Below are 19,477 nucleotides of genomic sequence, written 5' to 3' on the forward strand. Positions count from 1 at the left end.
CAATCGCAAACTGATGAGGGAGAGGGAACGGACATGGCAGATAAACGCGATGAGTTCTTCAAATTTGTAGGAAAACAGCTTGTCACCTATGTCGGTCAGCCAGCAGAGGAGCGTCAGCAGCGCCGTCAGCTTCGACAAGAAGCGAAGGCCATGCGGGAGCCATGGATGACACGCTGGTTCGGTATAGCACCGCTATCGATTATGTTCTGGATGAACGGATGGAAGAAACGTCATTCCGAACAGAAACGCGGGCATGGTGCCCATTCCGAGGCGCATCCTCAACGATAGAAGCTGCCCATCGGAGACAGATCAGATAAATTAATGTAACGAAGCTCGCTGCTGCGCCCGGTTCCCTCAGGATCGGGCTCTTCGAGCGCCAAATATAAGGCGTTGTTCGACCATTGCTGGTATCCGACAACCCCCCAGACGAAGGTGGCCGTTTGATTATACAGCTCAGCCACATAACGGATTGGCGTATTCGCTTCGAGCGGCTTTGTTAGCTGTTCGACATATTTAACCTTCATTCCCGTATTCGTCAGCCATGGCAGCTCCGCATAGATGTCAAAGGAAGTCCCGTAGTGATTGCGATATACTTTGGACCGAAGGCCGGCAGAGGTTGGAAATGCATGCGCTGCGGTTTTCCCAGCGGTGACAACAGCCTTGCTCCAAGATGAATCGGTCGTTGGCAAAATATCGCCGGAAGCTGCGTCTGCGTACAGCACCTCCTGATCCGCCGTTACAATTCTCCAGACCGCGAGCACACCGCTCACGTATAGCCTCTCGGCACGGAACGATGGTTGTCCATTGTTCGTGCTGTCCTTCGATATAACGCCTTGCTGCAGCAGCGTTTGCTTCAGCGTATCAGAATCGAATAACGGCCGCTTGCCGGCACCGTATTCGCCAAGCATGAATCCTCCGCTTTCCGTTGCGTGAACAATCATGTAACCCACTTTGTTACCGCCTGCTGAAATCGATACGTACCACGAATGGGTACCTGGGCCAAGGGGTTCGACCGTAAAATCTGCACCAGACCAAGAGGCGAACGGCTTCTGTTTGGCGAGCTCGTCCATCCATGTCTGGATTTGATCGGCTAGACGCTTCTTTTCTTCCGCTGTTTGAGGCTTAACCTGCTGCGATGATTGAACAGGGGAAGTCTGCTGATCAGCCGAGGCGCTTGCGATGCTTGCCGTGCTTTGCAGCAGAGCAGCGCATGCCACGATAACGAACAGCTTCTTCGTATGACGAAACCGCATAATATCTCCGCCTTTCGCTTCATATGAAGCCGCTTACGTTCCTCTTCATTGTAGTGGACAAGCTTCCGAGAACGCTGTTGGAAGCTGTCGCGCGGTCGTAAGCGGCGTTGGTTCTATTTTTGCCGTAAAGCTGCGAAACCCGTCATTGCTTGTGTGAATGCTGCTTAATCGATACCAGCCAGATGAAAAATGCCGCAGTTGATGGCGGTAGCTGTCACACGTGGCTCATACTGCCATCGAATTTCGGCTTGTCGTTTCTCATACTGTTCCGTGATCGCAGGTATATTCTCGACAATCGCGGCAGCGATAAGGGGTTCATAATAGTTGCGAATTCGCGCCAATTCCTCATCCAGACGTTCACGGGCTTGCGCTGCCCAGCTGTAATCCTGATTCTTGAGCTTGCGCTCGATCGTCTGTTCGATCGTCGATAACGCCTTGCCTAGCGATAAGCCATTCTTCGTAATGTGGACGTTCGGCGGCAACTTCGGCGTCATCTTCAGATCCAGCAGCCGATCGTGAAATCGCTCCACGCATTGTCCGGATGCTAAGGATACACCGAAGGAATACAGCTCCTCCCGTTTGCGATCGCTGGCGAATTCTACTTTCATATTGACGCCCAGCCATGCTGTATAAGGCGTAGAGTCGTAAGGCAGCAGATGTTTGCGTTCGGGTTCTTGAAACAAATAGACGTAGCTGCCGCCAGCTTGGCTGGCGTCGAACAGCTGATCCAGTCTGCGTGAGCCAAAATGAAGCTCTTCCCTTGGCATACGAATCGCATTAACCTCGCCGTGAACGAACCCGAAGGAGCGGGCGAGAGCTGCCTCGGCTGCTGAAGAAAGCGGGTCATCTGAATTCGGCTTTGGTTGTTGCTGCTGCGCTTGCTTCTGAGCTTCAGCCGCTGCTTCCGCTGCATCGAATTTAGTTCGGTCAGTTACGAGCAGCATCGACATGGTTTCCGGCTCGGCTCCAGTACGATCAACGAAGCTCCAATAATATGGACGATTCGTCAGTGCGCGGTCTGCTGCTGGCGACAGCTTCACTTTGAAATGAGCGGGCGATTTCTCCAGTACGGTGCAGTCCATCGCATCGAGAAACCGTTGTACATACCGGTGCACTTGGCGTTCATTCATTGGCTAGCCTCCATCGAGATTGTCTGGCCGACGGCATCGAGCAAGTTGCCCAGCGCGTCTTCCTCTTCGAGCGTGCTGTCCGATTGTACCTCTGTGCGAATGCGGTTAAGCGAATCGCCAAGGCCGCTTATTCGGCGCTGCAGCTCGCTGCTGTCGCCAGCTTCGGCGACCAATCGGGCGATCTGCTGCTCGATTGTAAGCTCCTGCTTCTCGAAACGTTCGAGAATATGATCGAGTTCGCCAATGACAAGCTCGAACAGGTTGATTTTCTCATGCAGCAGAGAAACGATATGCTCTTCAATCGTACCGAGCGTACACAGGTTGTAGATTCGTACATCATGCTGCTGTCCGAGCCGATGCACACGGCCGATCCGCTGCTCGACGCGCATCGGATTCCAAGGCAGATCGAAGTTAATCATATGGTGGCAGAACTGCAGATTGATGCCTTCACCGCCGGCTTCCGTTGCGATGAGCACCTGCGCGCGTCCGCGGAACAGATCCATCATCCAATCCTTCTTGCCGCGGTTCATGCCGCCCCGATAAGGAACTGCATAGAGACCGTTATCACGGAAATAGTTGAGCAAATACTCTTGGGTCGCACGGTATTCCGTGAAGATGATGACCTTGTCATCAATCTCTCGAATAAGCTCCATTGCTTTCTCGGCTTTCGTATTCGAGGTGATGGCTCGGATGTTCTCGACAAGACCCCATATTTTGGCGCGAAGAGGTGAATCCTCAGCAGTTTTCTTGAAGAGATTTACGAGTGTTACGAAGACGGCATCACGACTGGAACATACTTCCCGCTGCAGCGTAACGAGCGACAGCATGCTGGCCATGTCGGCGATTGTCTCGACGACTCGTTCCTTTACGAAGGCGGTGACGCCGTCGTACAGTGCCTTCTCCTCAGGCGATAGCGCGAGAGGGATGTTGCGAACGATCCGTTTCGTAAAATGGATGCCGCCATCGCCGCGACGATTACGGATCATGACTCCTGACAGTGCTTCTTGAAGCTGGTCCTCATTCTTCGGCAGACGTTTGTCGACGACGAAATTCGCTGCGAATTCGCTCTGACCGCCAAGTTGGCCGGGTTTGAGCAGTGTAATGAGGTTGTACAGCTCGTCCAGATCATTCTGCACCGGCGTTGCGGTGAGGAGCAGGCAATATTTTTTACTCATCTGATTAACGAATTGGTAGTTCGTTGTTTTCTTATTCTTCAGCTTGTGCGCCTCATCGATAATGAGCATGTCGTAATCTTGAGCAAGCAGCTTCTCGCGATGCGGTTCCCGCTTGGCGGTATCCATGGATGCGACGACGACGTCGTACTGCCATGTATGCTCCTTCTTCTGCGCGACTGCGGAGATACCGAACTTCTGGTTCAGCTCTCGCACCCATTGCAGCACAAGCGATGCGGGAACGAGAATAAGCGCTCGCTTCACAAGACCGCGGACCATATATTCTTTGAGCACAAGACCAGCCTCAATCGTTTTGCCAAGTCCGACTTCGTCAGCTAGAATAGCCCGGCCGCCCATCTCGTGCAGAACTTTGCTGGCCGTTGATAGTTGATGGGGCATCGGTTCAAGTGTAGGCAGACAGCGCAGACATCGGAGTTCGTCAAAGCTTGTGACCTGTTTCGCTTGCTCAGCCTCTACCGCCAATTGATAGAGCTGCCAGTTATCCCATGGGCCGTTGCGGTTCAATCTGGCTTGCAGCTCGTCGAACCAGGACCGGTCAAACTGCCATTCTACGAGCGGATGCAGCTTGCCTCTCGCGGCTGGTTCGGAGCGTGACGGATTCGTCGGTTGGTTCGGTTGCAGCATAGATGAGCTCCCTTCCTGCCACGTTGTGGGTGTGATTGCTCTAGTATGGCCTTGCTTGCGGCAATTCATAAGAGGGTGGAATGTCAAGGTGAGATATCTTATGAAATATCGACATTGGACGAGCTTGTTAGAGCAAAATGTAGAAAGCTTGCGAAAATATATGGAGAATCGGTAAAATCAGCTTGTACGCGCCATGTGTATCTATATTTAGTATAGTATAATGATGATCAGACACAATATATGGTATCGACTTCATGCAATATAGCTAATTCATATGGGTAGAGGAACACGAAATCGGGGAGGATGCGAGGCGGATGGTTAGAGCGGGAAGCAAGCGTCTTGAAGGACTAAGCGAGAAAATTTTCTTGGATCGTTATGCATGGAAGAATGCAGATACGAATGATACGAAGGTCGGGGATGTTGTACTCGTATTAACGAAGGACGATCCTAAATTTCCTACGAAGGAAGTGGGCGAAGTCGTTGCACGCGAAGACAAACGTGTAACGGTGAAGCTGCGCAGCGGCGATACGGTTGAATCGTCGGTTGAGAAACTGACGTTAACGGTCGAGAAGACGCCGGAGGAAATGTGGGATCGTCTCGCAGGCGCTATGGCATCGGTAGAGAAAGCTGACAAGCAAAAGGAATGGACAGAGAAGTTCCGTTACATTCTCGATGATTGGAAGCTTGTGCCGGGCGGCCGTATCGCAGCAGGAGCGGGCGCTAGTGAAGAGCTAACGCTGTTCAACTGCTATGTCATACCTTCGCCGAAGGACAGCCGCGGCGGCATTATGGCGACGCTCTCCGAGATGACGGAAATCATGGCACGCGGCGGCGGTGTAGGCATCAACCTGTCTTCGCTTCGTCCTCGCCGCGCGATCGTTGCAGGCGTGAACGGTTCCTCCAGCGGCAGTGTATCTTGGGGCGGCTTGTTCAGCTACACGACAGGCCTGATCGAACAAGGCGGCAGCCGCCGCGGAGCGCTGATGCTCATGATCAATGACTGGCATCCGGATCTGCTCGATTTCATTACGGTTAAGCAAACGCCTGGCCAAGTGACCAACGCGAACCTGTCGGTATGCGTCAGCAACGGCTTCATGAAGGCTGTGAAAGAAGATCTCGAGTGGGAGCTCGTATTCCCGGATACGAAGACGCCAGGCTACGATGAGCTGTGGGACGGCGATCTGGAGAAGTGGAAATCTGCGGGTCATCCGGTTATTCACTACAAAACGGTTCGTGCACGCGAAGTGTGGCATACGATTATCGAATCGGCATGGAAATCGGCTGAGCCAGGCGTCGTATTCATGGAATACTACAACCAAATGTCGAACAGCTGGTATTTCAATCCGATCATCTGTACGAACCCTTGCGGTGAGCAAGGCCTGCCAGCTTGGGGTGTCTGTAACCTATCGGCTATTAATCTGTCGAAGTTCTACGACGAGGCTGCGGATGATGTGGATTGGAAAGAGCTTAGCCGCGTTACGCGTTGGTCGGTTCGTTTCCTAGATAACGTCATCGACAAGACACCGTACCACTTCCCTGAGAATGAAGCGAATCAGAAGAAGGAACGCCGTGTCGGTCTCGGCACGATGGGTCTGGCAGAGCTTATGATTAAGCTGGGCATTCGTTACGGATCACCTGAATCGCTGTCGTTCCTTGATAAGTTGTACGGCTTCATTGCACGTGAATCGTATCTGGCTTCGTCGGACATTGCTGCAGAGAAAGGTTCGTTCCAGGCATTCGATGCAGAACTGTATCTGCAGAGCGGATTTATGCAAAATATGGTGGAGGAGTACCCAGAGGTTGGCGATGCGGTCGAGAAAAATGGCGTGCGCAACGTCACGATCATTACGCAGGCTCCAACGGGAAGCACGGGTACGATGGTTGGTACATCGACCGGTATCGAGCCATACTTCGCCTTCGAATATTATCGTCAGAGTCGTCTTGGCTACGACAAGCAGCTTGTGCCGATCGCACAGGAATGGATCGACGCGAATCCAGGTCAAGAGCTGCCAGAGTACTTCGTTACTTCGATGAGCCTGTCCGCACAGGATCACATCCGTGTGCAAGCGGCGATTCAACGCTGGGTTGACAGCTCCATCTCGAAGACGGCGAACGCGCCGAACGACTTCACGGTCGAAGAGACGAAGGAGCTATATGAGCTCGCATTCGATCTCGGTTGCAAAGGCGTAACGATCTATCGCGACGGAAGCCGCGATGTGCAGGTATTGTCCACATCTTCGAAGGATGAGAAGAAGGAAGAAGCTGCTGCACCAGCGCCTGTGCCGCAGGCCGATGAAGCAGTTGCAGCTACGGCAGCCGCATCGGCTGCTGCAGAAAGTACGACAGTGGGTCAGCTGAACACAACGCTGAATGCAAGTGTAACGCCGCAGCAGGAGCAAGTGTTCGACAAAGAATATAAGCGCCGTCCGCAAGTGCTGCGCGGTGCAACCTATAAAGTCAACACGCCATTCGGCATGGCTTACATTACGATCAATGACATGAACGGAACGCCAAGCGAAATCTTCTTGAACGTCGGCAAAGCGGGTTCGGACGTATTCGCAATGGCTGAAGCGCTCGGTCGCGTCTGCTCGCTGTTCCTGCGCTATGGCGATCACGGCAACAAAGTGAAGCTGCTCGTGAAGCACTTAAAGGGCATCGGCGGTTCCGGTGCGATCGGCTTCGGCGCTAACCGCGTTGAATCGATTGCCGACGCGGTAGCGAAGGCGCTCGAGACACATGCGGAATCGGCAGAGGAAGCGGCTGCATTCGCTGCTTATCAAGCAGCGCATTCAGCGGCGAAGCAATCCGCGCCAGCATCGCTCCAAGCAGCTCCAGAGGCAGGCCAAGCCGGCGGATATGTTGGCCAGCCAAGCTCGCTTGATCTCTGTACCTCTTGCGGCTCGGCGTCGCTTATGAACGTTGAGGGATGTAAGACTTGCAGCAACTGTGGATATAGCCGTTGTAATTGATAGGGAATCTAATAAAAAAGTCCAGTTCATCATCATTTCTTCATTATTACATTACTATCTGGATTATTTGACAAATGTTCGAATTGAACGTTCTAAAGAACTTCTTGAGAAGAGCGACCTACGGATTTATGAGGGTTTGTCAAAGAGTTGGATATACAGATACGACACATTTCTCGAAGCTTTTCGAAAAGATCACTGGATGTAAACCGAGTGAATACAGAAAAAGAATATGAAGTAAAAGAACCTGTGGTATTATCCCCTTACGGTGGACAGTGAAAAAAGAGTTCATGATATGATGAACTTATTACTGTCAACCGGAGGGGATTTTTTATGCCACCAAAGAAAGGAGCTCAATTCAAGAAATATGATGATGAAATAAAGCTGGAGGAACAATGGAGTTAATCTATGATCAGTTGTCAAGTATGGCTCCACAATCATGGATTCAGGTGAGTCATCGAAGCCACAAATCTTAATATCCTCCGGTATTCGAAGTTTTTTTTGTTTTTAATATGCGCTTGACGTTAATGGCGATAAAATCATTCGCGCATACGAGCGTATCTGGTAATGCCTCCATCTCATGAATCCTCTGCTCAAGTCATTTAGGGTCTGCAATAAACCGGTCTGCTTCGGTGATGCTATAACTGTCATCAGGTTTAATACCTGAAGTTTGTAGAGCAAGGTTGAATCCGATCCATCGCTCATGGAAGCTCTTGCAGTGCATGTAATCGCCTACGAATCCCAGTGACTTGCTGCCTTGTTCGATGATTTTCTTGGTCATACAGAAAGTACTGTATTCGTTCTCCATTAACAACACATCCGTATTCAATTCCGGATAGAATAATTCTGCCGAAGCGTCAATGAAGATAGCGGGAATTCCTAAAGAATCAATAAATTCGGAGTATTTTCTGTTAAACAACTCTATGCAAACGATGCCATCAACTTTGGCTTTGTCAAAGTTCGATGGCAGTTGCAGCGATTCCAGCTCCGTCTCGCGTACAATATGAATCGAGAGGATAAATCCTTCAGAACTGATCTTTTTCTCTAAACCGCAAAGCAATGAAGAACCAAAGTGAGAATTTCTTGGCAGATCCAAGGTTAGTAATTGTGAAAATTGTAAAGGATTAGAAAAAGAATTCTGCTTCTGCATCGGATGAGCTTGCTGCACAAAGCGGAGTCTAATAACACACGGACATGGCAATGAAAATGGTGCAGGTACATGGAAGGAAAGTGTTAAATAGAGATCGCAAAAGAAATATCGATTCATCTAACGCACAGGCATTAACAACGATCGATAAATGCTGATACAGAATAGCAAAAATGCGACGAGGTTCGGGTCGAGACTGACCACATAGGACTTGCTGCCGTCTGCATTGGAACGAAAGACCAAAGATCCAACGCCATAAGGTGAAGAGGCGTCTACTTTCACATCAGTCTCAAAGACAAAGTTCATTTCTACATCTGAGGTTGTCATATCAAAGGCATAGCCCCTACGCCGCTGACGCCGCTCAACCAATCTCCTGCCACCTTCGTCCAAGTTTCCGATAATGTCGTATCCCCGGACAGATTCGTATTCCAATTCGCCGCATAAACTGGGGCTACTCCCGGCCATGTGCTCACCATGATACTCATAATCCCCTAACAACAAGCAACTTTTAGCCATCAAACGGAAGAACTTCATTTTTTTTCTTGAGTATTTTTGCATTTTCATGACGACCGGTTTTATGAATTCCTCCCTTCTTAAACCCGAGGTTTGTAAGCGCTTATATTTTTCTATATATGCCAAAATGTTTTTCTCCACCTAAAGTGTAATGCAGTTCGATTTTCATCGGTTTCCTTTCATATTGATTGTTTTATTCTTTAAATTTTCTGGCTATCTATTGAAAGATTTTATATGCTCCAAAAATTAAAAGAACAAATCAGAGCAAATTGAAATCATTCCAAAACAGGCTAGATTAAATTGATGATGAACTTACAGAAGGGGGTTGTTCATAGTTGAGGAAAAGGTATTCGGGAGCATTCAAGTTGTTTATGTCGCTTATGCTGGTATTAATCCTATTTGTGCAGGTAGTGGCTCCAGTTAAAGCAGAAGTACTCATCGATCAGAGCAAGGCCGGGTTGCAAACGATTGACAAGGATGTAACTACGAACGGGGAGACCAGTTGGAGTTCCAATCTGTCTGGTTGGACAAAAAAGGAAGGAAATGATTGGTCAGATGTTCCAAGCGGGAAGCTGATTTCTTCTGCCGCCCAAAACACGATGATTCTGGCAGAAGGCATTTGGACGAATTTCCGTTATGATGCGGAAATGACATTCAAGAGCAATAATGGTCATGCATCGTTGGTATTCCGTGCCGACGCGAATGGTTGGGATTCCTATAAGCTTCAGCTCGAGCCTTCGCAAAACGCGATCCGATTGACGGGGCCGGGCGGGTTATCCAATACCTATACTCCTACTTCTACACTTGTGACGGATACCCCTTACAAGCTAAGTGTCGTTGCCGTGGATACCTCCATTAAAGTTTATTTCGGCTCCATAGAGACGCCAATATTTGATGTGACCAATAGTTCCCGGGAAACAGGACAGCTCGGCATTCTTGTATGGGATGGCGACGTCCTGCTTCAGAACGTGAACGTCGAGCAGATTACCTCGTCTGTTCAGGGCTTTCAAACCAATCTGACGGGTTGGGGCTATGGCGGGGATGCAGGCATCCACGAGGATACGGAAGAAGGGCTTAAGCTCGATTCTTCAGGAAATTATTTTGCGATCGACCAAGCGATCTCCGATAATTTCCAAATAGATGCGGATGTAAAGTTCGTCAAGGATAGCGGTGTCGGTTCACTCGTTTTCCGGTCCAACGACAACGGCTGGAAGTCTTATATGGTTCAGCTGGATCCAGCCCAAGATAAACTGCGTCTGTTAAATTCGGACGATCAGGCGCCTAATCGGCTTTTTCAAGAGAAGAACGTACAAATTGATATAAATACGGTGTACAAACTCCAGGTCAGGGCTGATGGAGAGAAGTTGAACGTATACTGGAACGGTGAGGAAACAACTGTTTTCAGTATAAATGACAGCGCTTACTCCAGTGGGCGAATTGGTCTTCATATTTATAACACCCAAGCCGTGTTCCAGCATGTGATGATCAAGGATCTTAACGCCCCCTATCCGAGCGTATCTTCAAATATCGGGGGCTGGTCACAGAAGGAAACCGGGACGTTTGAAGAAAAGGCGGAAGGGATCAAGCTATCTTCGGACGGCAATTTCTTTGCCATGTCGGACAAGATAGTAGCTGATTTGGCTTTAGAAGCCGATATCGCCTTTAAGAGCGAACGAGGCGTTGCCTCGCTGGTGCTTCGGTCGAATGATAGTGGCTGGGGATCGTACATGGTGCAGATCGTACGCGGTGATTCTCCTGGCAAGGCGACGATCAGGCTGCTCAATGCAAATGAAAGTTCGCCTGGCCGGATATATAAGGAAGTGGAAGTCGGATGGGCTACAGGTCAAACCAATCATTTGAAGGCAATGGCAGAAGGCTCGCAGTTGAGGGTGTACTGGAACAGAGGGGCGGTTCCGGTCTTGAGTGCCGAGGACGCCTCCTATGCTAGCGGTCTGATCGGCTTGCATGTCTATGATTCATCCGTCGTCTTTCAAAATATTTTCGTAGATGACCTATCCGTACATTGGCGCGGATTGAAAAGCAACTTAGAAGGCTGGCAGCTCCGCGGAATCGGAGATGCGAACTCCGATGCGAACGGGCTCAAACTTAGCGCCCAAGGTCATCTCTCCGCACTCGCGACGACGACTGGCAGCGACTTGGAGTACGAAGCGGATCTGAAGATCGTTACGCCAGGAGCTTCAGCGGGGCTATTGTTGCGTGCCGATGATACCGGGAGAAACGGGTATCTGGCAGTATTGGATCAAGGCTCTCAGAAACTTTATCTATTCACATTGAATGAGGCCGGGGGGAGTGAACTGCTGGCTGAGGCGCCTGCTGTCATTACTACGGAAGTAACGTACCGGCTACGCGTAAAAGCCGAGGGGCATACCGTGAAAGTGTATTGGGACGGGAAATACGACCCCTTGCTGCAGGCACAAACATCTACATACGCGAGTGGGCGATTGGGGTTGTATAGCCATGGAGGATCTGTGTATTTTCAGAGCGTGATGGCGAACGAGCCTGCAACAAATCTGCAAGACTGGAACACAGTTAGCGGCAATTGGCAGCCTCACTTAAATGGCATCCGGGGGGACAGTGAGAATGGCGAATGGTCGATTCGGACGGCGCTCGTACCGCAGAGCGCTTCGGAAGATGATGGCAACCTGATACTGGAAGGCGATCTCATCAGGGGGAAAGAAACGCCAGGCGTGACGGCGGCACTGCAATTACGGGCTAGCGTGGATGGCACGCGAGGATATCTGCTTGCAGCGGGACCGGAACATGCGATATCTCTGTTGAAGAAAGACGGGAACAAAGTGACTGTCGAGGCCGAAAGCGAAGCGCCGCAGCTCGCCGCTGGCAAATCGCATCACATAGAGGCGATCATGAAAGGCGCTTCGATAACGGTGTATGTGGATGGGTATGCGGACCCGGTATTGGAGTGGGATGGGCTGGAAGAAGAATCTAGTGAAAATGTCGTTGGGATCGCAGTGAAGGACGGCATATCTTATTTTCAAAATATGTACGCAACACCATTAGGCCAATATTATGAAGAACTATACCGTCCTCAATATCATTACTCGCCTGTCCGAGGTTCTGCGAGCGATCCTAACGGACTTGTCTATTTCAAAGGGGAATACCATTTGTTCCATCAGAACGGAGGTCAGTGGGCGCATTCGATCAGCAAGGATTTGCTGCACTGGAAGAATATGCCCATCGCTTTGAAGTGGAACGATCTGGGCCACATCTGGTCTGGCTCAGTGGTAGCCGATCTTAATAATGATTCAGGCTTATTTGGGGATGTAGGCGGCCAAGGCCTTATAGCCTACTATACGTCGTACAATCCTGATAAACCCGGCGGCAATCAGAAGGTGGGCATGGCCTACAGCAAGGACAACGGCCGAACATGGAAGTACTATGGCAACGACGCTATCGTTCCTAATCCCGGCGGCAAAGACGGCGGTTGGGACTTCCGCGATCCAAAGGTCGTGCGCGATGATGAGAACAACCGCTGGGTCATGGTCATCTCTGGTGGCGACAATATTCATTTTCTAACTTCCGTCGATTTGATTCATTGGCAGCGCACCGATCAATTCGGATTCAACGAGATTTCTGTTGGGGGCGAATGGCAGGAGGGCGTTTGGGAGTGCCCCGACCTCTTCCCTCTAACGGTAGAGGGCGGCACGGTACGTAAATGGGTGCTAATGATCAGCACGGGAGCAAATCCGAAGACGCAAGGTTCGGAAAGCCGCTACTTCATTGGAGAGTTGACAAAGGACGGTAAGTTCGTCAATGACAATCCGGTCAGAACCATGCTTAAAATAGAGTACGGTAAAGAAATGTACGCTTCCATGACGTTTCAGAATGCACCTAACAACCGACGTATAATGATGGCATGGATGACGAACTGGGATTACCCGTTCAGCTTTCCTACTTCACCCTGGAAAGGCGAGTTGTTGATACCTCGTGAGCTTTATCTCGTAGATACGGATGAGGGTCTACGTCTTGCCCAGCGGCCCGTGGGTGAGTTGGAATCGTTGCAAGGCGAACCACTGACCTGGAGTAACGAGAGCGTGACGCCACAGACGACAAACCTTCTAACTGGCTTTTCTGGAAGCGCCTACGAAGTCGAGGCGGAGTTGGAGCTGCCTGAATCAGGAGCGGCGTCGGAGTTTGGGTTTCAGGTGCGCGAAGGCGGAGAACAAAAGACGGTCGTAGGTTATCGATCGTCTACAAATACGCTGTTTGTGGATCGCTCGAAAGCAGGGTTTAATAATTTTTCGGATAAATTTACAACCCTTCATGAGGCAATTGTCAAGCCAGTCAATCGCACCATCAGCTTGCGGCTCTTGATTGACGAATCTTCGCTTGAAGTATTTGCAGATGGAGGCAAAAAGACGTTTACCGAATTAATATTCCCGGACGGCGCTAGGGACGGTCTAAGTTTGTACGCTAAAGGCGGAGAGATCAAAGTCGTCTCGTTGAAAGTATATCCGCTGCGTAATGTTTGGAAGCCAGCTATGATAGACGGATCAACAGTTATAAGTGAAATCAGGCTGGATAGGGATTCCGTTGAGATGGGTGCTGGAGAAGAGAGGCGTTTGTATGCCACGGTCGTGCCCTATACGGCAACGGATAAAACGTTGACCTGGGCTTCAGCAAATCCTACCGTTGCCACTGTAACTACAGACGGGGCTGGCGTTGCAGTCGTGAAGGCAATTGCCCAAGGTGAGACGAGCGTAACAGTGGCTTTGGCGAACGGAGCAGTGAAACGAACCATTAAGGTGTCGGTCGGAGCCTTTACGACTAACTTGAAGGACTGGAGGTCTTATCCACTTTCGGAATGGGTTCCGACAGCGCAAGGTATTCGCGGCTTCTATGGCTCAGATGCGGCTTACATGTCAAGCAAACAGGCAGCGGACTTCGTATATGAGACCGATGTCAAGCTTACAGATAGTGGTGCTGCCTCTATTCTATTTAGGGCAAATGCGGACGGAACATCAGGATATTATTTCAATCTGGATCCGAATCTGCGAATGCTGCGCCTTTTCTACAAAGCCCCCGGTAAATCGGATGTCGAGGATCGGATGGTATTGGCCAAAGTTCCTCGCGTGCTGGATAGAAACCGGAGTTACCATGTCAAGATTGTGGCAACGGGCAAGTTAATTCATATCGAACTGGATGGAGAGCAGGTCATTCATCTGATTGACGATACTTACAACCAAGGATACTTCGGATTGAATGTTTTTGGAGGTTACGTCTATTATCAAAATGCAATTGTAACCGGAGGTACACTGCCCGATACGAGGAAATATAGCCTTACGAGTGCAGCGGACGGCCGTGTATTGGGCGTCGATTCTCAAGATAACTTTGCGCGACTGAAATCCGTAGTCTACTCAGGCGGAAACAATGAGCAATGGGTCATCGTGCCGCTTGCAAATGGTGACTCTTCGATTCGATCCGCGTCGAGCGGTAAGGCGCTGGATTGGGATACGGGCCAGAATATTATTCAGCTCTATCCTTATCTCGGGTACGATAATCAGCGCTGGCAGTTTATCGCAAACGAAAATGGGACGTATTCAATCACTTCCAAGAAAAATCCCGAACTGGCGTTGAAGGCAAACGTAACAGGAGATATCGCCCTATTCGCTAAAGACGTCACCGATTCGAGTCAACAATGGCGGATACAAGAAATTAAGAACCCCGTCGACCCGAGTGATGGCGGGAATGGCGGTGATCCGATTAATGAAGGTAAAGGGTCAGAGGCAGGCTTAGTACCGGAGGCGACAGCCAAAGACATTGCCGAGTTGCTTGCAGACGGCAAGACATCTGATTTTGCTAACGTCAAGGAGATCTCCCGGGACGGGAAACCGATGATCGAGATCACCATTGACGACGGCAAGTTTAACGATTTGCTAGGAGCGATCGACGTTCCGGAAATGGATATAAAAGTTAAAAAACCTAAAGATGTATTAATTAAAGGTTTAACAATGAAGGACCTTAAGAAGTTGGCAGCTTCGCAGGCGGTGTTAACGATCCATACACCTCAAGCGATAATAGCGCTTAAGGCCGCAGGTTTGGAGCTAGGGAGCACGACAAATACGGATCTCGCTCCGGTTGAGCTCTCGATCCGGAATGCAGACAAAGATCTGATTGCCGTTTCTAATGAAAAGGCGGCAACTGGCGGATACAAGTTGCTGAACGCTCCCCTTGTTGTCGATTTGGTCCGCTTGGTGGACAAGAAAAGACAGGTGCTGCAATTTAATCGATACAATCCTGTACTGCTGGCGCTTCCCGAAGGCATGGGGGATTCGGCAGCGTTAACCGCGGTATCGATTCAGTCCGATGGAACTGCAAGTCATCTGCCTACGACCATAGTAAATGTTGATGGTGTGCTGTATGCAAAGGCGCATGAGAGGAGTGGCCTCCGCACATACGCACTCGCTTCTGGTCAAGGCGCTTTCTCTGATACAGCGGATCATTGGGCGAATAAGATCATTCATATGGCTGGGGAGAGACTTGTGATTAACGGCGTTGGACAGGGACACTTCCTTCCCGATGGGGAGATTACGCGCGAACAGTTCGCAACCATAACAGCACGTGGCCTAGGGCTGATGGATACGGGTAGCGCGGATTATGTAGTCGCTTCGACAGTCAAGAAATATGGAATCTTTGAAGGCTATGAGGACGGTACGTTCCACGGGCGTGATCTGATGTCACGGGAGCAGGCAATAGTCGCTATATACCGTTCAATGAAGCTGATTCAAGGCGAATTTACTCATTCACTTACTTCGCAGCAACAGGCCGAGGCACTGTCTGTCTTCAAGGATGTCGGCAAATTAGCCCCATGGGCTCACGAAGCTGCGGCTTATTTAATTCAAAACGGCATCTTGACTGGTAACGACGGAAGAGAGCTTAATCCAGCGGGAACGCTGACACGCGCAGAAGCGACCGCACTGATCTGCCGTCTGCTTCAGTCAACCGGTTATTTTGATAAACAGCCAAATTGAACAAAGACGGGATGAAGTTCGTATAAGATAGTCACCTTGGCAGTGAAATGATGAACGACTTATTCCACACGAAAAATACCTCTGATCAATCGAATGTTGATCAGGGGTACTTTGTATTTTATGATGCTTCTATCGCCTCTTCCCGGAGCAGAATTGGCTGCTCCTGGGCATCGGGCGGTCAGTTTATGTGAATAAATCAAACATTTTTCGGAAGTATAAGTAAATATATTCCAAAGACTCAACATAGCCTTCCCTAAGCACTTCTGTCTCTTGAACCTTCTAAATATTTTACAACTCAGGAACCGAGCAAATTGAATTATTAAGCGCTCTCATGAATGATACGATGTTATTGCAAACAAACACATTCTAGAGAGGGGTACCATCCTTGAAAAAGACAAAACTTGCTGCCATCGGCACAAGCGCGCTGCTCGCCACCGCCTTCCTTGCAGGCTGCTCATCCGACAACAATGCGAACACCTCCAGCCCGTCGTCTGCTTCCGACAAGCCCGCATCCAGTGAGCAGGTCAAGCTGACCTTCTGGCGCAACTCCGGCAATGACGCCGAAAACTCCGCTTACGATCAATTGGTCAAGACATTCAATGCTAACAATCCAGACATCAAGGTCGAGATGAGCCCGATTCCTTATTCGGACTACGACGCGAAGCTTCGGACCTCGATCGCAGCGAACAATCCGCCTGATATTATGGCGATCGATGCGCCGAACATGGCATCCTACGCGCAATCAGGAGCGTTGCAATCATTGACGGATTATTTCAAGGCCGACGGTAATCTCGACGATATTCCGGCAGGTACAATTGGGGCCTATACGTACAAGGACAACATCTACATGGCGCCGCTTACCGAATCGTCCATCGCTCTTTTCTACAATAAGAAGATGTTCGAGGCAGCAGGTATTCCGCTACCGTCCAAAAACCCGGATGAGCCGATAACCTGGGATCAAGTACGCGAAGCGGCAATTAAGCTGACTGATGCGAAAAAGGGCATTTACGGCATCGATCCGGCCCAAGGCTTTGGAGGCGCGGGAGCGACCGCTTACTTCAAGTACCCGATCATCTGGCAGTTTGGTGGGGAGATCATGGACAAGGACGGTACGACATCTAAGGGCTACCTCGATATGCCGGAGACGAAGAAGGCGGTACAGTTCTTCGCGGATTTGTATAATAAGGACAAGGTATCGTCGCTGGAGTACCCGCCGGATCCGTTCCCTACAGGCAAACTTGCGATGACGGTCGACGGCTCCTGGTCATTGTCCTTCTTGGCAGAGAAGTTCCCGAACTTCAAGCTCGGCGAAGATTGGGATATCGCGCCGCTTCCTAAAGGAACGAAGCAAGCGGTGGCCAACGGCTCTTGGTCCCTCGCCATCTCTTCCAAGAGCAAGTACGCAGACGCAGCCTGGAAGTTCGTAAACTACGTGACGGGAGCGGAAGGCTCCAAGCTGTACAGCAGCGTAACGAAGGATATTCCGGTTCGCTACTCCGTTGCGAAGCAGTTCCCTGAGCTGAACGAATATCCGAAGAACGTCTTCGTCATCCAGAATCAGAAATATGGCCGCTCGCGTCCGATTACGCCGATCTTCCCTCAGATGTCAGATGCCGTCAATAAGATGTTTGAAGAGGTATCGATTGGCAAACGCAACGTTGATACAGCGATTGCCGACGCCATCAAGAAGATCGACAAGGCTTACGCCGATATGCCGAAATAGAAACAAACGATAACCTGAAAAAGACGATCCGCAAATAGCGGACGTCTTTTTCAGGCTTTTGCGTTCAAACCGCTCTCATCTTACATTCACCGGAGGCCAGACGACATGCTCTACTCGCTTCGAAGCAGACTTATGGTTGCTTTCTCCATCCTGCTTATTATTCCGTTCATTTCGTTGGTTTATATTCTAACTTCTGAGTCGGCGAAGCTTATTAAGAATTCCCTTGAAGTGTCCGCCTCGCAGACAATCGAGCAGTACGCTTCCCATGTAACGACTTTGATGAAGCAGTTGGAGGATATCGGCAACCAGGTTCTCGGAAGCTCGACTACCCAGACTTGGCTGGCCGATCTGCGCAATAGCGATAGCGAAGATCAGGAGAGAGAAGAACTGCTGTCGAAGCGCAAGGTGCGGGATTTTCTGTCCTCCTATGCGGTGAATAATTCCAACGGAGTTTCGATCAGTCTCTTTACGTCAGCGAAGGGCGGATTGTGGACGCAGGACCGCACATATGAACAGCAGCCTTGGTTTCTGGATTATAAGGAGCAGGATGTGAAATGGACTGGGGCTCACCTGGACGAGGACCAGCCAGACGAGAGCATGAGAAGTCGGAGCGTGAACGGCTACCTGCTGCCTCTTGTTGAGCTTCAGACGTTGACCAGCGTGGGTATCGTTAAGGTCAACTATCCGACGAGCGTGCTGCGAGAACCACTTGAACGGATTCATTTCGGCGAGACGGGCCGTGTCTTCCTGTTGGACGTCGATGGGCGAAGCGTGCTCGGTCAGCAACTTACAGGAGAAGAAGCCATTTTGCAGGAAGGGGAAAGCAAGCTTGCGAAAGTTCGACAGACCAATCTGGTGGGGAAGCAAAAGAGGGAGAGCGGCGTGTTTGCCATTCGAAATCAGGGCAAGCCTTACCTGGTCTTCTACCGGGAGCTGCCGGATCAGAACTGGACGATCATAGGCGTCGTGCCGGAACGGGAATTGTATGCGAAGCTGAACCGGATTAAGGAGACGATGCTGCTCGTTAGTGGAATTCTGCTGGTGATCGTGCTCGTCGTGGCATTCAGTCTATCCAAAAGCATCACGACTCCCCTTACGCGAATGGCCCGATCCATGAAACTTGTGAAACGAGGCGAGTTCGACGAAGCGATTAAGCAAATGCCGAACACCCAGCGAGGGCACAGTGAGATCGGTTATGTGACCAGCGCTTTCGGACAGATGACGCACCAGCTGAAGTACCTGATCGAAACAGAATACGAGACGAACCTGAGGCGTAAAAACGCTGAATACAAAGCGTTGCTGCTGCAGATCAACCCGCATTTCTACAACAATACACTCGAAATAATTAGCGGTCTGGCCGCGATGAAGCGCAATGATCTTGTTATGGATGCAATTGAAGCACTGGGGCAGATGATGCGGTATTCGCTGGATTTGAGCTCCGATCAGGTGTGGGTGCGGGAAGAACTTGCTTATATCCGGGATTATCTGTTCATCCTAAAGCTAAGGTACGACGATCGACTACAGGTCCGGATCGAAGAGGCACCCGGGGCCAGTGAACTTAAGATGCCTAAGTTTATTCTGCAGCCTTTGGTTGAGAATGCAGTTAAATACAGCTTGGAAAACGGGGAAAAGGCGCTTGTTGAACTGGGGGCCGAGGCTCGCGACGGTTGGCTGTACTTGACCATTGCCGACAACGGAATCGGCATGAATGGGGAACTGGCAGCCGAATTGCAGAGGGGGCTGTCTGGGGCGGATACGACAGCGATCCTCTACACAGAGGGGAACAGCATCGGGCTGCGAAACGTCCTGGCGCGCTGCCGGGTGCAATACGGCGATGCCTTTGAAGTCCACATTGCTTCATCACCGGATTCCGGCACGACGATAACGATGCGGTTACCCGCAAACAGGAGTTGATCAT

At 50.3% G+C, this 19,477-nt stretch carries 11 protein-coding genes; 6 read left to right on the forward strand and 5 right to left on the reverse strand.

Annotation, left to right across the window (positions count from 1 at the left end):
* Positions 1-33: 33 nt before the first annotated feature.
* Positions 34-288: a YqzE family protein gene (locus H8B09_RS07440; protein ID WP_191202897.1), complete on the forward strand. Its 255-nt coding sequence runs from the start codon at positions 34-36 to the stop codon at positions 286-288.
* Here H8B09_RS07440 and H8B09_RS07445 read toward each other — a convergent pair.
* From H8B09_RS07445 to H8B09_RS07455, 3 genes are all read right to left on the reverse strand, one after another.
* Positions 279-1,253: a hypothetical protein gene (locus H8B09_RS07445; RefSeq protein ID WP_191202898.1), complete on the reverse strand. Its 975-nt coding sequence runs from the start codon at positions 1,251-1,253 to the stop codon at positions 279-281. The genes H8B09_RS07440 and H8B09_RS07445 overlap by 10 nt on opposite strands.
* Before the next feature lie 164 nt (positions 1,254-1,417).
* Positions 1,418-2,383, reverse strand: a complete 966-nt coding sequence (locus H8B09_RS07450; protein ID WP_191202899.1) for a YqhG family protein — start codon at positions 2,381-2,383, stop codon at positions 1,418-1,420.
* Positions 2,380-4,200, reverse strand: coding sequence for a DEAD/DEAH box helicase (locus H8B09_RS07455; RefSeq protein WP_191202900.1), 1,821 nt, complete (start codon positions 4,198-4,200; stop codon positions 2,380-2,382). The genes H8B09_RS07450 and H8B09_RS07455 overlap by 4 nt, the downstream gene beginning before the upstream one ends.
* Before the next feature lie 314 nt (positions 4,201-4,514).
* On the opposite strand from H8B09_RS07455, the gene H8B09_RS07460 reads away from it, so the two are divergent.
* Both H8B09_RS07460 and H8B09_RS07465 read left to right on the forward strand, forming a co-directional pair.
* Positions 4,515-7,169, forward strand: a complete 2,655-nt coding sequence (locus tag H8B09_RS07460; protein ID WP_191202901.1) for an adenosylcobalamin-dependent ribonucleoside-diphosphate reductase — start codon at positions 4,515-4,517, stop codon at positions 7,167-7,169.
* 128 nt (positions 7,170-7,297) lie between these two features.
* Entirely contained in the window at positions 7,298-7,402 is a 105-nt protein-coding gene (locus H8B09_RS07465) for a helix-turn-helix domain-containing protein (protein WP_263576128.1), read from the forward strand.
* A gap of 362 nt (positions 7,403-7,764) precedes the next feature.
* Here the strand turns inward: H8B09_RS07465 and H8B09_RS07470 are convergent, their stop codons facing one another.
* Positions 7,765-8,316 (reverse strand): type 1 periplasmic-binding domain-containing protein, encoded by a 552-nt coding sequence (locus H8B09_RS07470; RefSeq protein WP_191202903.1) that lies wholly within the window; start codon positions 8,314-8,316, stop codon positions 7,765-7,767.
* Positions 8,317-8,433: 117 nt separating this feature from the next.
* Entirely contained in the window at positions 8,434-8,952 is a 519-nt protein-coding gene (locus H8B09_RS07475; RefSeq protein ID WP_224753392.1) for a hypothetical protein, read from the reverse strand.
* 209 nt (positions 8,953-9,161) lie between these two features.
* Here H8B09_RS07475 and H8B09_RS07480 point away from each other — a divergent pair, with 209 nt between their 5' ends.
* The 3 genes from H8B09_RS07480 (at position 9,162) to H8B09_RS07490 (ending at position 19,473) form a co-directional block, all read left to right on the forward strand.
* Positions 9,162-15,836: a 3-keto-alpha-glucoside-1,2-lyase-like domain-containing protein gene (locus H8B09_RS07480; protein ID WP_224753393.1), complete on the forward strand. Its 6,675-nt coding sequence runs from the start codon at positions 9,162-9,164 to the stop codon at positions 15,834-15,836.
* A 385-nt stretch (positions 15,837-16,221) separates the two neighbouring features.
* Positions 16,222-17,559, forward strand: a complete 1,338-nt coding sequence (locus tag H8B09_RS07485) for an ABC transporter substrate-binding protein (protein WP_224753394.1) — start codon at positions 16,222-16,224, stop codon at positions 17,557-17,559.
* Between the two features lie 105 nt (positions 17,560-17,664).
* Positions 17,665-19,473 carry a sensor histidine kinase gene (locus tag H8B09_RS07490; protein ID WP_191202906.1) on the forward strand — a complete coding sequence of 603 codons (1,809 nt, stop codon included), beginning with the start codon at positions 17,665-17,667 and terminating at the stop codon, positions 19,471-19,473.
* The last annotated feature ends 4 nt before the right edge of the window (positions 19,474-19,477 follow it).

Origin of the sequence: Paenibacillus terricola (assembly GCF_014779765.1) — a bacterium.
Classification (GTDB): domain Bacteria; phylum Bacillota; class Bacilli; order Paenibacillales; family Paenibacillaceae; genus Paenibacillus_T; species Paenibacillus_T terricola.